Origin of the sequence: Maribacter sp. Hel_I_7, assembly GCF_000688315.1 — a bacterium.
Taxonomy (GTDB): domain Bacteria; phylum Bacteroidota; class Bacteroidia; order Flavobacteriales; family Flavobacteriaceae; genus Maribacter; species Maribacter stanieri.
Genome location: NZ_JHZW01000002.1, coordinates 534,088 through 549,440, shown reverse-complemented (window position 1 = coordinate 549,440; position 15,353 = coordinate 534,088). Strand labels below are relative to the sequence as shown.

Sequence of the window (15,353 nt, the reverse complement as noted above, 5' to 3'; positions counted from 1 at the left end):
TTAGCAATGACAAAGTGGTATTTGCATAAGCAAAAGCCTCCATCATTTAGATGCTAAACTAATTTACCTTGAATTATAAATAATTAAGGATTTTTAATTGTCCGTAATGGACTTTCAATGAACTAGTTAATAATCTGGTTTTCCCCAGTGTGATAAAATATAAAAACAGGCACCCAAAAAAGGTGCCTGGTAATCTTGAAACTCGAATTAACGTTTCGAGAATTGGAATTTTTTACGTGCTTTCTTCTGACCGAATTTCTTACGTTCAACCATTCTAGGATCTCTAGTTAAAAGACCTTCTGGTTTTAAGATAGTTCTGTTCTCAGCATCAATCTCACACATAGCTCTAGATAAAGCAAGACGAATAGCCTCTGCTTGACCTGTAATACCACCACCGTAAACATTTACTTTTACGTTGTAAGTATCTAAGCTTTCAGTTAATGTGAAAGGTTGTTTTACTTTGTATTGAAGTGTTGCAGTTGGGAAGTATACACTTAAATCTTTATTGTTAATGGTAATGTCTCCATTTCCATCAGAAAGATATACTCTCGCTACAGCGGTCTTTCTACGACCAATTTTATGAATTACTTCCATCTTATTTAATATCTTTTAGGTTAACAACAGTAGGTTTTTGAGCTTCCTGACCGTGCTCTGTACCTGCGTAAACTTTTAAGTTTCTAAAAAGCTCTGCACCTAATCTATTCTTAGGTAACATACCTTTTATCGCTTTTTCAAGAATACCTTCTGGGTTTTTCTCCAATAACTGCTTTACGCTAGTAGTACGTTGACCACCTGGGTAGCCAGTGTATCTCATGTATGATTTATCAGACCACTTGTTTCCTGTAAGAACAATTTTTTCTGCGTTGATAATAACAACATTATCACCACAATCAACATGAGGGGTGAAACTTGGTTTGTGCTTTCCTCTTAACAAATAGGCGACTTTAGAAGCCATGCGTCCTAATGTTTCTCCTTCGGCATCTACCAATAACCACTCTTTGTTTACAGTTGTTCTGTTGGCCGAAACGGTCTTATAACTTAATGTATCCACTACTGCTATTTTTAACTATTATTTTAATCAATCCCGTCAAAGGGGCTGCAAATCTACGATTATTAACTTGAATTGCAAATACTTGTTTCTTTATTTTTTACATTTTTTAAATAAATGTAATTTCTAACTGCTTTATTTTTATTGAGATACTGTTAAACTTATTGATTTTGTTGCCTTTTTTGTAACAATTCTATTTTTCAAGTGTCTCTTCTAGCAACTAAACAATCAACCAAAGAACCCATTATTATGCTAAAGTACTTAGTAAGTTGCATACTTTTCCTTTACGTCACCAACACGCTAATTGCGCAAAATGAAGTTGCAAAGGTACAAAGGGAATATGTTACTGCGCAACTTCCTGTAGATAAAGAAATTATTATTGACGGTAAGTTATCAGATTCTGAGTGGGATTATGTTCAGTGGGATGACGATTTTACCGTTTTTGAACCTAATAATGGTAAAAAAGCAAGTCAACTTACTAAATTTAAAATCACCTATGATTCAAAATTTTTATACGTCGGTATACGATGTTTTGACAGTATACCGTCTAAAATTGAAAGCCGTCTGGCTCGAAGAGATAATTTTTCTGGAGATTGGATAGAAATTAATATAGATAGTTATAATGACAAGCGAACTGCTTTTTCTTTTAACGTATCTGCGGCCGGTGTAAAAGGAGATGAGTTTGTATCTCAAAATGGAGATTATTGGGATTCTAGTTGGAACCCGATCTGGTATACCGCTTCACTTATTGATGATAAAGGATGGTCTGCAGAAATGAAAATACCTTTTAGTCAATTAAAATTTGGGTCTGCAGAAGAACAGATATGGGGTTTGCAGGTACATAGGAGATATTTTAGGGGCGAGGAGCGTTCTATATGGCAACCTATTGGCTTAGATGCTCCTGGTTGGGTAAGTGAATTTGGGAAATTGAAGGGGCTTAAAAATATTCAACCTCAGAAACAATTAGAAATACAGCCTTTTTTGGTCAATCAATTTGATAGTTATCCTGCTCAAAATGGAAATCCTTTTAGAGATGGAAAAGACTATAAATTAAATGCTGGACTAGATGCAAAAATTGGATTAACCAATGATCTTACTTTAGATTTAACCGTTAACCCAGATTTTGGACAGGTAGATGCCGACCCAGGTGCAATTGCCTTGGACGGTTTTCAAATCTTTTTTGAAGAGAGAAGACCTTTCTTTATTGAGAACAAGAACATATTTGATTTTGAATTTGCAGATGGTAATGACAATATATTTTATAGTAGAAGAATAGGCAGAAGCCCGCAAAGCTTTGCAACGATCACATCTGGTGAGTTTGTAGACGAGCCAACCAATTCCACTATTTTAGGTGCTGCTAAGTTTTCTGGTAAAACAAAAAATGGTTGGTCACTAGGTTTATTGGAAAGCGTTACAGGTAATATGTATGCGGATGTTGAAGATGTTGCGGGTAATAAAAGATCTGAACTTGTAGAGCCTTTAACCAATTATTTGGTAGGTAGGGTACAAAAAGATTTTAATGAAAGAAACTCTTTTGTGGGTGGTATTTTCACGGCCACAAATAGAAATATACCTGATAATTTAGATTTTTTAAGAAGAGGTGCATACACTGGCGGTCTAGATTTTAAACATAATTGGAAGAATAGAAACTACTATGTTGAAGGTAATTTTGTGGGAAGTCATATTACGGGTAGTGAAAGTGCAATCGCTCTTACACAAACGAGTATTACTCATTTGTTTCAGCGAGTAGACGCAAGTCATGTTTCTGTTGACACCAATAGAACTTCGCTTACCGGTACTGGTGGTAAAATAGAAATAGGTAAAGCTGGTGGTGGAAATTGGAGATATGATGGAGGCGTTATTTGGCGTTCTCCAGAATTAGAACTTAACGACGTTGGTTTCTTGAGGCAGGCAGATGAGATCAAACAAACAGCATCTGTAAGTAGGCTATTTCTAAAGCCAACGAATTTATACAGAAAGGCAAATATGCAATTTAGCCAGTATTCTACTTTTGATTTTGAAGGTAATTATAATAGAGTTCAGTATGAATTTCAAGGATTTATAAATTATAAAAATAATTGGTGGACAGAGGTTGGTGCAGCGCACAAACCTCGTATTTTTTCTAATACAGTATTACGTGGAGGACCAAGATGGCGTTGGTCTGAGGAGAACTTTGCTTATCTTTTCTTTGGCTCTGATAGTAGAAAAAAAATAAGTTTCACTTTAGGTTATGTAAATAGTCAGGCGGCACAAAATAATTTTTCTTTGAAAAGGTATGTTCTAAGACTTTCGTATCAACCTTTTGATGCTTTTAACTTGTCAGTTTCTTCAGAATATGAAGAAAACCCTAATAAAACTCAATATGTAACTGAAGAGAATTATAGTGGCACTGCAAGGTATATAACTGGCAGTATTGATCAGAAAACATTTAGTACGTCCATTCGATTTAATTATAGTCTAAATCCTAATTTATCCATTCAATATTATGGAGAGCCTTTCATATCAAGAGGTACATATTCTGGGTTTAATTTTATTAATAATCCCATTGCGAAGAAATTAGAGGAACGTGTTACTATGTTCTCAGAAAATCAAATATCAAAAGCTACTTCAAACGATGCATATTTAATAGATGAGAATATTGATGGTACGGTAGATTATCAAATAGAAAATCCAGATTTTTCATATGTTCAATTTAGGTCTAATTTGGTTCTTAGATGGGAATATATACCAGGTTCGGAGATATTTTTAGTTTGGTCTCAGGGCGTGGTAGGAGCTGGAAATCCAAATGAAACTTTGGGAAAAAATTTAAATCGTCAAATTTTAGATCAACAAAAAGATAACACCTTTTTGTTAAAAGCTACTTATAGATTTATTCTATAATTTCTGTTTTGTTAATCTGCCCGTTTACTCTTAATTGAAATAATATGTTGATTTTTTCGTTTTATATCCTTGAACAACCATAAAACTAAAAAGATGTACAAACATATTTTACTTGCAGTTAGTTTAGCTTTTGCACTAGTATCGTGTAGTTCTGATAAAGATGAGACTGAATCAGATGCTGAAACAAATAGTACTGCAATAATAGGTACTTGGGATGCTACTGAGCTACTAATCGATAATGAAACAGCAAGTGATGACGTTAAATTTGGAAAGCAAATTTTAGACTTTCTTTCAGATAGAGATTGTTACATAATTACATTACAATTTAATGAAGATTTAAGTGCTAATGCTACCAATTCTGCAAATTATGTAGAAGTTAATGCTACGGCGACAGGGTTGGATATTCCTTGTCCTTCTGAGTCTGACACAAATACTAGTACCTATACCTTTGATGGTGAAACGGTAACTACTATTGATGAAAATGGTGAAGAGTTAGCTATAGGTGTTACCATCGATGGTGATATTATGACTGTTGATGCAAGTGATTTAGATATTCCTAATTTCTCAGAAGATGGGCAATTAATTTTTGTAAAGCGATAAAAGCTTAATTTTATAATATAAAACGAGCCCTTACATTTATGTGAGGGTTTTTTATTGCTTATAAAATTTTGCTTTTACATTTTGATTTTCGGACTGTATACTTATCATATATAATCCTTTTTCAAGATTAAATACGGGAATATTTAGCGCATTTCTTTTAATGTCCCATTGGTGGTAGATTATTTGAGTGCCATAACTATCTCTAATGCTTATTGCGGCATTTGTGTCGTTTTTGAGACCTAGTACATTAATAACATTTGTAGCTGGGTTAGGAAAGATCTTAACATCATTTTTGACCTCTTGTGCAGATAGTTGTGTTGCCCCCAGCATTATTAAGAATATTATGATTAAAAAATGTTTCATAAAATAAAATATAGCGTACTTCTGCAATGAAGTACACTATATGCTAACGTTTATAAAATACTTTTTCGTCTAGCTTTAAATAAACTTTAACTTTCTAGAAAGTGAAATAGGTCTCGCTGGTAGATGTGTTGTCACTACTATCTTTAGATACAACTTGAACGATATATTGCTGTCCGGCAGTGATATTGTAATTCGTGTTTTCGTCAGTGGTATTTTCAAGAATCAATACTAAGTTTCCCGAGGTACCGATATACACATCATAATTAACCAAATCATTATCTAAATCTTCACCTATCCAAAATACGGTTACTGTCCCGTCATCATTATCTGAAACACTAATTTCTGCAGGGAAAGGAGCAAAGTTTTCTGTACTGGTTCCTTCAGAATAGAAATTCCAAGAATCACTAGCTAAAGTTTTTGCACCTAAGATTGCTGTTACAGTCCATGAAAATTGTGTGCCCTTTGGTAATCCTACGGCCAAAGATGTTGAATTTACCGTCCTTGTATCTGTAGTATTGTTTTCTTGATTTGTAATTTCCAATTCATATGATGTTGCGTTAGAAGAGGCAGCCCATTGAAACTCAATGTTTACACCGTCTACACCATTGTCTTCACCTTCTGTACATATTAAATTATTGTCGGGAAAAAGAAGGTTGAATGCACCTAGTTCTTTTTCTTCAGGAGGAGTAGGGCCATTACCGTCATCACTTCCACCACAGGAAACTACTAGTAAACCCATTAATATTAATTTTATAGCTATTCTCATTTTTTCACAAATTTAATGTTGATTTCCTTTTCACCGTTTGTAATGGTCAATAAGTATAAACCTGGCGAAAGGCTTGAAATATTCATTTCTAAAGTGCCGCCTGAAATTTGGCTATTTTCCGCTATTGCGGTCGCTCCATTTAAATTAGATATTAGAATTTGAGCATTCGCCATTTCATCAAGACCTTCAACGGTTAAAATATCTGCAACAGGATTTGGCGAAAGTATCGCATTGTCAATGATAACACTATCATTGAATATACCTTGACAATTTTTATCGGTTTCAATAAAAATAAGGTTTGCGCCTTTGTCTAATGGAAAGGATAATTGTTGATTGTCAACGTTATTAAATTCAAAGAAATAGGTTTTATCATTCACCAAAACTTCGTAATTTTTACTTCCAGATACTACGACGCTCGCATTTTTAGCAGTACTAATCGACCGATCTCTGAATTAGCAATAATGTTATAAGAACCCGGTTCTAGATCAGTAACCATAAGTGTACTTCCGTTTTGTTGCGTATAATTAGCAGAGAAATTATTCGGACCTGTTATCGCTAATATATGTGTTTGATTAACTTTAAATTCAACAGTAAGCATTCCGTTTGCGGTGTCAGGGCAAGAAGTGCTCGTAGCTTTTGCAGTAAAATCATCTGGTTTTGGTACTAAAATGTCTTGGTAGCTACAACCAGTAGCACCAGTTACTGCACCAATTGGTGTATTCTTGCAAACATCATTATCATTAGGTACACCATCGTTATCATCATCACCTTGTATATTAATAGGATTTAAATAAAGTGTTAAGTCAGGTAATAAACTATTTGTAATTACACAATCGTAAGAACCTTGTTGATCATTAGAAAAGTTACTAATAATATAAGTTGATTCTGTTGCATTATCAATTGGTATTTCATTTAATCTCCATTGATATATGTTATTTGGTTCTATAGTCTGGTCAATTTTAAGAGTGTAGCTTTCTGTGGGGTTTATAATAATAGAACTACTTTCTCCCAAGTTCGTTTGACCGTAATAGCTAAAAGTTATGTTTTCAACTAAATTCTGCGACATTTCCAGTATATCTTCAAAAACGAATTCATTAGAGCTTATGGAAACAGCGTATACATTTGTAGATGCAAAATTTGGTATTTTACCATGAAAATTGTTATTGGACAATAAAATTCGATCTAATGATGGTATGTTAGTAAGCTCAATAGGTATTGTACCATTTAAATTATTGTTATAAGCTTGAAAATCTACAAGATTGGTTAATTGACCTAGCGAAAGAGGTAATGATCCTTCTAAATTGTTCTGACTCAATTTTAGAGTTGTGATATTCTGTAATTGCCCTAGCTCTGTTGGTATCTCTCCAGTTAAATTATTTACGGAAATATCTAAGTATGACAAATTGTTTATTAAACCTAGTTCTACAGGAATTGATCCGCTAAAAGAGTTATAACTTAAATCAAGATATTGCAAACTTGTTACTTGAGAGAGAAAGTCTGGAATCTCCCCTTCGAAGTTGTTGCTAGCTAGTAAAAGTGATCTTAAATTAGGTAAGTTGGTCATAGAAGTTGGAATTGTACCTTCTATATTATTCCGCTTAAGATTAATTGTTTCAATACTGATTAAGTTGCCTAGCTCTTCTGGTAATGATCCAGATAATTCGTTGTCGAAGAACATTGCGAAAGTTAATTTAGATAAGTTCCCAAATTCTGGAGGAATTTCGCCCGATATTAAATTATTTGAAATATTAAACTGTTCTAAATTTGTAATGTTACCAATTTGTGGCGGTATAACTCCTGTTATTTGATTTACATTTTCAGGTACAGTTGGATTGGAGGCGCTAGAAAGATTCAAAACTTTTAATTCCGTTAATAGACCTATTTCAGGAGGTAAGTTTCCGGTAAGTTTGTTTTCTGTTAAATAAAGATATTCAACTCTTCCTTCTGAATTTAAGGTTACTCCATACCAATTTTCAATATCCTGTTCGTCTAAATTCCAAGTATTTACCCAGTCAGGTCCTCCTGTGGCGTTGTATAGTGCGATTAGAGCATCTCGATCAGTGTTATTGGCGACATTGGCTCTAAATACCATTTTATCCAATAATATTTTTTGTTGTGCTTGATCAGATACCGCTCTAATTTGTAAATTAACTATTTCATTTGATGTCAACGTAAATGTGGTGGAGTAGGTGTTCCATTCGTTTTCAGAAGGGTTCAGCGTAAACTCCTCAATTATATCTGCAAAAATACCTTGCGTTAATTGTAATTGTAACGAATTAAAGGTTCCTTCCAAAACACTATAATCGATTTCTAAAAGATATTCTACACCACCATATAATTGAATGTTGTTCTGAAATATTGATGAGGTGTTGGTGCCATTATTTCCAGTAGTCAATTCTAAGCTATAATCAAGATTGTCACTAATAGTTACATTTTTATTCCAAGAACTTCCTGGAATTAGATTGATGCCCCAATCGGCTAGGTTACTGCCGCCACCAAAAGACCAATCTTCAAAACTAGGGTCTTCAATAACGCTTGAAGCATCTATTAATATTTCGCAACCGTTTTCATCAACGGCTAGGGCTGTTGGTGGTGTATTTGGGCATGTATCTTCTGTATCGGGTACTCCATCATCATCTGCATCCGCTGGTGTATCGCCCAATACTTTCATATTGTCAATTAGAACAGAACTTGTAGGAGATGTATTTGCTCTAAATGCTAATTCGAAAACATAATCTTCATCTGTATCGGTGTTAAAATCAACAGTGTAGGTATGCCAGTCGCCATCACTTTCCATGGGGACAAATTCATTTAAGTATTGTATGGTATAACTTCCGGCATCCTTTAAAATATACAAATTGGCACTTATAGTATTACCAATGCCCGAGGTTACTTTATAATCAAAAGAATATGTATAGGTCGCATTGGTTGGTAAAACTACATCACTTGCATTTCTAGTGCTAAGTTCGGTTGGGGTAGATAAAGAGTTGCTTAAATCTAGTTCTAAAGCAAAATTTCCCTCTGATGAATCGGTGCTTTTAGTTGTGCTGTTTGCATCAATTATACTCCAATTATCGGGTGATTCTGGGTTTCCTGACCAATTTTCAAAGCTGGCATTCTGTAGATAATTTGTTTGTGAAAATCCTGTAAAACAAAACAAAATTAGGGCTGCCAATAGCAGCCTAGTGTAGTTTTTAATCATAGTAAAATATGGTTAGCAAATACTAATATAAATATTAGCGTTTTGTTAACAGAATATTTTCGTCAAAATACTACAATTATATTCTTACACCGTGTGGTTTAAATAGTACAAATTTGATTTTTAGTGAGCGACAAGCCAGTTGTCTCCCATGCCTACTTCTACATCTAAAGGCACGGCTATAGTGTAAGCATTTTCCATTTCAGATTTAATTAAAGTTTTCAACTCTTCTAACTCTGGTTTGTAAATATCAAAAACCAATTCATCATGTACTTGAAGTAGCATTTTAGATTTGTAATTGCCTTCTTCCAGTTTTTTATGAATGTTGATCATGGCAATTTTAATAATATCTGCAGCACTACCTTGTATGGGTGCATTTACGGCATTTCGTTCCGCAGCTCCACGTACTATGGCATTACTACCATTGATATCCTTCAAATAACGTCTTCTGCCTAAAACAGTTTGTACATAGCCATTGTCACGAGCAAAATCTACTTGCTCGCTCATGTAATTTCTTAATTTCGGGTAGGTCTTGTAATACGTATCTATTAGCTCTTTTGCTTCTGAGCGTGATAAGTCTGTTTGGTTGCTTAAACCAAAAGCAGATACGCCATAGATAATACCAAAGTTTACCGTTTTTGCATTACTACGTTGCTCACGTGTTACTTCTTCTAATGGGACATTGAAAACTTTTGATGCTGTAGAGGCATGAATATCTTCACCATTTTTGAAAGCTTCTATCATGGTAGTTTCTTCACTTAACGCGGCAATAATACGCAGCTCTATTTGTGAATAATCTGCCGCTAACAAAGTGTAATTCTCATCACGTGGAATAAACGCTTTTCTAACTTGTCTACCGCGTTCTGTTCTAATTGGTATGTTCTGTAAATTCGGATTGTTGCTACTTAAACGACCTGTTGCGGCAACAGTTTGCATATAATCTGTATGGACTCTACCCGTAGATGGTTCTACTTGTTCTGGCAATGCATCTACATAGGTGCTCTTCAATTTGGCAAGACCTCTATAATCCAAAACATTTTGAATGATTTCGTGATCTTTTGCTAAATAGGATAATACGTCCTCAGCGGTAGAGTACTGACCCGTTTTAGTTTTTTTAGGTTTGGCTACTAATTTTAATTTATCGAAAAGTATCTCTCCTAATTGTTTTGGTGATCCAATGTTAAATTCCTCACCGGCAACTTCATATATTTTCTTTTCAAGATCAGCTATATCATTATTTAAATCTGAAGACAGCGAATTCAGGAATTTCTCATCTAAATTAATGCCTTCTAATTCCATATCGACTAAAACGCGTAATAGTGGAATTTCTATTTCTTGAAATAATTTTTCTGTATTTGCTTCTTTTAATTCTGGTCTAAAATGTTGTGCTAATTGGTAGGTGATATCGGCATCTTCAACCGCATATTCGGTTTGTTTTTCTAAAGGAACATCTCTCATGCTCAATTGATTCTTGCCTTTTTTACCTATTAGTTCTGTGATAGAAACAGGTGTGTAGTTCAAATACGTCTCTGCCAAAACATCCATATTGTGACGCATATCTGGATTAATTAGATAGTGAGCCAACATGGTATCGAACAAAGGTCCTTTAACGTTAATGTTGTATTTGTCTAAAACTTTAATATCATACTTAAGATTCTGACCTACTTTTTCTATTGTTTCAGCTTCAAAGAAAGGGCGCAATTCTTCTAAAAGTGCCTGTACTTCCTCTTTGTTATCTGTAAAGGGTATGTAGAATCCTTTTGTGGCTTCCCAAGAAAAAGCAATACCAACCAATTCTGCAGTCAATGGGTCTAGACCTGTGGTTTCTGTGTCAAAGCAAACAGAAGTTTGCTGCATAAGGTTTTTTAAGAATAACTTCATTGCCATGCCAGGCGCAACACTTTGGTAAGAATGAGCGACATCTGCAATGGTTTGTCTACTAGAATAATCTTTAACAGTGGCACCAGAATCTGCTGGACTTCCGAATAAAGAGAACTGGCCAGAACCTGCATCTTGAATCTCCTTTTTTACTACGGGGGCATCTGAAGCTTTAGCTGGGGTTTCCTCAGTTTCTGAAGAAAATAATTTAATAAACTGATCTTTTAATCTTCTAAATTCAAGTTCCTCAAATATTTTCTGAACCTCTTCGGCATTTGGTTCAGACATTTCATAATCACTAGCATTAAAGAGAACATCAACATCTAAACAAATAGTGGCTAATTTTTTGGATAAAAGCCCCAGTTCTTTATTGGCTTCTACCTTTTCTCTCATTTTACCTTTAAGTTTATCGGTATTTTCGAAAAGATTTTCCATGGAATTGAAATCAGCAATAAACTTTTTTGCAGTTTTGTCGCCAACACCTGGAAGACCAGGAATGTTGTCACTTGCATCACCCATCATTCCTAAATAATCAATAACCTGTTCAGGTCTTTCGACACCAAAACGTTTTTGAATTTCAGGAATACCCCAAATTTCAATTCCGTTACCCATTCTTGCTGGGCGATACATAAAGATGTTTTCTGAAACCAACTGTCCAAAATCCTTATCTGGTGTAACCATAAAGACTTTGTATTCTTCTTTTTCTGCTTGTTTAGCTAACGTACCAATGATATCATCTGCTTCCCAACCTTCTTTTACAACAACGGGAATATGCATAGCCTTTAATATTTCTTGAATATAAGGTATGGCAATACGGATGGCATCTGGTGTTTCTGATCTATTGGCTTTATATTCAGGAAATAGATCGGTACGTTCTGCGCTGCCTCCTTTGTCAAAACAAACAGCTAGGTGGTCAGGTTTTTCTCGGCGTATTACATCAAACAAAGAATTCATGAACCCCATAATAGCTGAGGTGTCCATGCCTTGAGAATTTATTCTAGGGTTTTTTATAAGTGCGTAGTATCCACGGAATATTAGTGCATATGCATCTAGCAAAAAGAGTCTTTTTTGATCTGCCATTTTTGAAAATTGATTGTAAAAGGTTAAAAGTACAAATTGATACCGAAACTATAAGGGAGATTGCCCTATAGCTTAGACATTAAATATTGAAAGAATTTTGAATTTAACTTTTTAAATAACTGTCAGAAGGATTATTTATATGACCTTCTTTTGTAAATGTTCTATAGGTAAAGCCTGGGTGAATGCAGTACCCGCCAGTTTCGCCTTTTTTGTTGATGGCTATAAAACCAATTTGAAAATCTTGTTTGTCCTTATTCTTGGCTATGATGCGTTTTACGCCTTCTTCGCAAGCTTCTTGTGGAGATTTTCCTTGTCGCATTAATTCGACAATTAAGAAACTGCCAACTGTTCTGACAACTTCTTCACCAACACCTGTTGCTGTTGCACCACCTACTTCATTATCAACGAAAAGTCCGGCACCAATAATAGGCGAGTCACCAACTCTACCTGCCATTTTATAGGCCATGCCGCTGGTGGTACAAGCACCGGCAATATCTCCATCGGCATCAATGGCGAGCATACCAATAGTGTCGTGATTTTCAATATTGATGATGGGTTTGTACTGCGAAGTTTTTTTCCATTCTAACCACGCTTGTTTTGATTCTTCGGTAAGTAAGTCTGTTTTTTCAAAACCTTGCTCATATGCAAATTGTTCAGCTCCTTTGCCTGCTAGCATTACATGAGGAGTTTCTTCCATAACCTTTCTGGCTACCGAAATTGGATTAGCAATATTTTGCATAGCCAATACGGCACCACAATTACTGTCTTTATCCATGATACAAGCGTCTAGAGTGACATTTCCATCTCTGTCCGGTCTACCGCCATTACCTACAGTGCTATTGTTCAAATCGTTTTCTTCTACCATAACACCTTGGTGTACGGCATCTAAAGAACTGCCTCCTTTTTCAAGAACTTCCCAAGCTTTAGCGGTTGCATTACCAAAATCCCAAGTGCAAATGGCAATTGGTAGTATAGGTGTTTTGCCTGTATCTTTTGCTGCTGTAGTTTCGTTACAAGAGGCTAATAATGGTGCCGATAACATTCCCGCTGCTACAGTGCTAGAATTTCTTAGAAACTTTCTTCTTTTCATGGGTTTGGTTCTTTACTTTTAGTGACCTTAAATATAGTAATATGATAGTAGAAGTTTGTGCTAATTCCTTAGAATCTGCCTTGGTTGCCGAACGTGCTGGGGCAGACCGTATTGAGTTGTGTTCAGAACTTGCGGTAGGTGGTTTAACTCCTTCTTACGGATTATTAAAAGCAATTAAAGAACGGTTGTCTATTCCTGTACATGTATTAATTAGACCAAGAAGTGGAGATTTTACATATACTGTAGATGAGCTTAATATTATGCTTAAGGATATTGCACTTTGCGTAGATTTGGGATTTGAAGGTATTGTATCTGGTGTGCTTTCAGATGATTTTACATTAGACGTTGATAGTACCAATAAGTTGAAAGTTGCTGCGGGTAATTTAAAATTCACTTTTCACAGGGCATTTGATTGGATAGTAAATCCGTTGGAAGCATTACAGCAATTAGAAACAATGCACGTAGATTATATTTTATCATCTGGGCAACAAAAATCTGCACCTGAAGGTATTGATTTTCTGTCAAATTTAAATAAGCTGCGTAAAACAGTTCAGATAATGCCAGGTTCTGGTGTAAATGCTAGTAATGTTGACATATTTAAAAACAATGGTTTTAATGCGGTGCATCTTTCAGGAACCAAGATGATAAAGACAATTTCAAAGAAACCTTTGATTTCTATGAATTCACCAGGTTTTTTAAGTGATGATCATAGTGCTATTACCCAATTAGAAAATATTAAAGCTGTGGTGGTCAAGGTTAAATAAAATGCAAATGAGTGCACATACCACTGTTATACAGATATCTTTGTAAAAATTCTATTCATGATACGTTGGCTTATATTTACAATAGCATATATCGCTTTAAGCTTTTACGTGCTTCAAGCATTAAAAACAATTACAAAACAACCTTGGTGGTCATGGATTTATATTGCGGTCTCATTGGCTGTCATGATTAATTTCATATATCAATTTACGGTAGGCGAGGAAACAGGTCGTGTTTTAAGTATTCCTAAAAGTTATGCGTTTGGGTTTTTATTGACGATGTTAACTTTTAATGTTATAACAATCTTATTCTTGTTCTCAGAAGATATGTACCGTCTTGTCTCTGGATTGTACCAAAAAATATATGGGGAAGAAAAGCAATTTGGTTTACCTGCACGTAGGCGTTTTTTAAGTTTATTGGCTTTAGGTGTTGCCGCAATACCCTTTGGTGCACTTTTGTATGGAATGTATAAAGGGAAATATAACTTTAAGGTTTTAAGGTATAACCTAGAGTTCGATGATTTGCCCGATAGTTTTGATGGTTATCAAATTACTCAGATATCAGACATTCATAGTGGAAGCTTCGATGATAGAAAAATGATTGAATACGGAGTAGATTTGATCAATAAACAAAAAAGTGATGTGCTTTTGTTTACGGGTGATATGGTTAATAATATGACTTCAGAAATGCTGCCATGGGCAGATTTGTTTAGTACGTTAGAGGCTAAAGATGGTAAATTTTCGGTATTGGGAAATCATGATTACGGAGATTATATTCCTTGGGAAACCGAAGCGTTGAAACATCAAAATTTAGAAGACTTAAAAGCATTGCAAAAAAAGATGGGTTTTGACCTTCTTCTTAATGAGCATAGATACCTGCAAAAAGGAGAAGATAAAATTGCTTTAGTAGGAGTAGAGAATTGGGGTAAAGGCGGATTCAAAAAAGCAGGTGATCTTAAGAAAGCTGCTTCACAGATTAAGTCCGATGATTTTAAAATTTTAATGAGTCATGATCCATCGCACTGGGAAATGGAAGTTATTAAAGATGCTTACCATTATCACTTAACCCTAAGCGGTCATACCCACGGTATGCAATTTGGTATTGAGATACCTGGCTGGATAAAATGGAGTCCGGTAAAATGGAGGTATCAATATTGGGCAGGTATATACAAAGAGATGGGGCAATTTATTAATGTAAATAGAGGTTTTGGGTTTTTAGGCTACCCAGGAAGAGTAGGAATTTGGCCTGAAATCACTGTAATTACCCTAAAGAAAAAAGCATTAACATGATTTTAACCCTATTGTAGGGTTACAATTAGATAGCCAAGTGTAGTATTTTAACAATTTTTATTACATTTGGGTAACATAGAAAAGCATTTTATATGTCCAAATTTGGTGAGCTAATAGATTTAAAGGTACCCGTTCTTCTGGATTTTTTCGCAGAGTGGAACGAACAGTCGACTGCAATGCATTCTGTATTAAGGGATGTTGCTGCTGCTTTAGGTGATAGAGGTAAGGTAATTAAGATTGATGTGGACAAGAATAAAGAGCTTTCGCAAGCTTTACGCGTTAAAGGATTACCAACCTTAATGATCTACAAAAACGGCGAAATGGTATGGCGTCAAAGCGGAGAGCAAGATGCTAATACCCTAATTGGTATTCTTAAAGAATACGTTTAAAAATTTATA

The 15,353-nt window shown here is 35.0% G+C and carries 13 protein-coding genes; 5 read left to right on the top strand and 8 right to left on the bottom strand.

Annotated elements, in window-relative coordinates; all coding sequences use genetic code 11:
• Window positions 1-207 precede the first annotated feature (207 nt).
• Together rpsI and rplM are read right to left on the bottom strand one after the other, a co-directional pair.
• Window positions 208-594 carry a 30S ribosomal protein S9 gene (gene rpsI / locus P178_RS0103930; RefSeq protein ID WP_027064994.1) on the bottom strand — a complete coding sequence of 129 codons (387 nt, stop codon included), beginning with the start codon at window positions 592-594 and terminating at the stop codon, window positions 208-210.
• Window position 595: 1 nt separating this feature from the next.
• On the bottom strand, window positions 596-1,051 hold the full coding sequence (gene rplM / locus P178_RS0103925; protein ID WP_027064993.1) for a 50S ribosomal protein L13: 456 nt from the start codon (window positions 1,049-1,051) through the stop codon (window positions 596-598).
• 246 nt (window positions 1,052-1,297) lie between these two features.
• Between rplM and P178_RS0103920 the strand changes: the two genes are divergently transcribed.
• Together P178_RS0103920 and P178_RS0103915 are read left to right on the top strand one after the other, a co-directional pair.
• The gene (locus P178_RS0103920) at window positions 1,298-3,928 is read left to right on the top strand and encodes a DUF5916 domain-containing protein (RefSeq protein ID WP_027064992.1); all 2,631 of its coding nucleotides are present in this window, start codon (window positions 1,298-1,300) and stop codon (window positions 3,926-3,928) included.
• A gap of 93 nt (window positions 3,929-4,021) precedes the next feature.
• The gene (locus P178_RS0103915) at window positions 4,022-4,528 is read left to right on the top strand and encodes a hypothetical protein (protein WP_027064991.1); all 507 of its coding nucleotides are present in this window, start codon (window positions 4,022-4,024) and stop codon (window positions 4,526-4,528) included.
• Between the two features lie 51 nt (window positions 4,529-4,579).
• Here the strand turns inward: P178_RS0103915 and P178_RS0103910 are convergent, their stop codons facing one another.
• The 6 genes from P178_RS0103910 to P178_RS0103885 form a co-directional block, all read right to left on the bottom strand.
• Entirely contained in the window at window positions 4,580-4,891 is a 312-nt protein-coding gene (locus tag P178_RS0103910) for a T9SS type A sorting domain-containing protein (protein WP_027064990.1), read from the bottom strand.
• 94 nt (window positions 4,892-4,985) lie between these two features.
• On the bottom strand, window positions 4,986-5,657 hold the full coding sequence (locus tag P178_RS0103905) for a hypothetical protein (RefSeq protein WP_027064989.1): 672 nt from the start codon (window positions 5,655-5,657) through the stop codon (window positions 4,986-4,988).
• Window positions 5,654-6,034 carry a T9SS type A sorting domain-containing protein gene (locus P178_RS0103900; RefSeq protein WP_027064988.1) on the bottom strand — a complete coding sequence of 127 codons (381 nt, stop codon included), beginning with the start codon at window positions 6,032-6,034 and terminating at the stop codon, window positions 5,654-5,656. The genes P178_RS0103905 and P178_RS0103900 overlap by 4 nt, the downstream gene beginning before the upstream one ends.
• Before the next feature lie 29 nt (window positions 6,035-6,063).
• Window positions 6,064-8,859, bottom strand: coding sequence for a carbohydrate binding domain-containing protein (locus P178_RS0103895; RefSeq protein ID WP_027064987.1), 2,796 nt, complete (start codon window positions 8,857-8,859; stop codon window positions 6,064-6,066).
• A 120-nt stretch (window positions 8,860-8,979) separates the two neighbouring features.
• Entirely contained in the window at window positions 8,980-11,814 is a 2,835-nt protein-coding gene (gene polA, locus P178_RS0103890; protein WP_027064986.1) for a DNA polymerase I, read from the bottom strand.
• Between the two features lie 103 nt (window positions 11,815-11,917).
• Complete coding sequence (locus tag P178_RS0103885) at window positions 11,918-12,904, bottom strand: isoaspartyl peptidase/L-asparaginase family protein (RefSeq protein WP_027064985.1); 987 nt, start codon at window positions 12,902-12,904, stop codon at window positions 11,918-11,920.
• Between the two features lie 41 nt (window positions 12,905-12,945).
• Between P178_RS0103885 and P178_RS0103880 the strand changes: the two genes are divergently transcribed.
• The 3 genes from P178_RS0103880 to P178_RS0103870 all read left to right on the top strand — a co-directional run bounded on the left by P178_RS0103880 (window position 12,946) and on the right by P178_RS0103870 (window position 15,344).
• Complete coding sequence (locus P178_RS0103880; protein ID WP_027064984.1) at window positions 12,946-13,668, top strand: copper homeostasis protein CutC; 723 nt, start codon at window positions 12,946-12,948, stop codon at window positions 13,666-13,668.
• Between the two features lie 57 nt (window positions 13,669-13,725).
• Window positions 13,726-14,955 (top strand): metallophosphoesterase, encoded by a 1,230-nt coding sequence (locus P178_RS0103875; RefSeq protein WP_027064983.1) that lies wholly within the window; start codon window positions 13,726-13,728, stop codon window positions 14,953-14,955.
• A gap of 92 nt (window positions 14,956-15,047) precedes the next feature.
• Window positions 15,048-15,344, top strand: coding sequence for a thioredoxin family protein (locus P178_RS0103870; protein WP_027064982.1), 297 nt, complete (start codon window positions 15,048-15,050; stop codon window positions 15,342-15,344).
• The last annotated feature ends 9 nt before the right edge of the window (window positions 15,345-15,353 follow it).

Coding starts and splice junctions, on each gene's coding strand:
- P178_RS0103920 (WP_027064992.1), top strand. CDS start 1,298: ATGCTAAAGTACTTAGTAAGTTGCATACTTTTCCTTTACGTCACCAAC.
- P178_RS0103905 (WP_027064989.1), bottom strand. CDS start 5,657: ATGAGAATAGCTATAAAATTAATATTAATGGGTTTACTAGTAGTTTCC.
- P178_RS0103880 (WP_027064984.1), top strand. CDS start 12,946: ATGATAGTAGAAGTTTGTGCTAATTCCTTAGAATCTGCCTTGGTTGCC.
- P178_RS0103870 (WP_027064982.1), top strand. CDS start 15,048: ATGTCCAAATTTGGTGAGCTAATAGATTTAAAGGTACCCGTTCTTCTG.
- P178_RS0103875 (WP_027064983.1), top strand. CDS start 13,726: ATGATACGTTGGCTTATATTTACAATAGCATATATCGCTTTAAGCTTT.
- polA (WP_027064986.1), bottom strand. CDS start 11,814: ATGGCAGATCAAAAAAGACTCTTTTTGCTAGATGCATATGCACTAATA.
- P178_RS0103915 (WP_027064991.1), top strand. CDS start 4,022: ATGTACAAACATATTTTACTTGCAGTTAGTTTAGCTTTTGCACTAGTA.
- P178_RS0103885 (WP_027064985.1), bottom strand. CDS start 12,904: ATGAAAAGAAGAAAGTTTCTAAGAAATTCTAGCACTGTAGCAGCGGGA.
- P178_RS0103910 (WP_027064990.1), bottom strand. CDS start 4,891: ATGAAACATTTTTTAATCATAATATTCTTAATAATGCTGGGGGCAACA.
- rpsI (WP_027064994.1), bottom strand. CDS start 594: ATGGAAGTAATTCATAAAATTGGTCGTAGAAAGACCGCTGTAGCGAGA.
- P178_RS0103895 (WP_027064987.1), bottom strand. CDS start 8,859: ATGATTAAAAACTACACTAGGCTGCTATTGGCAGCCCTAATTTTGTTT.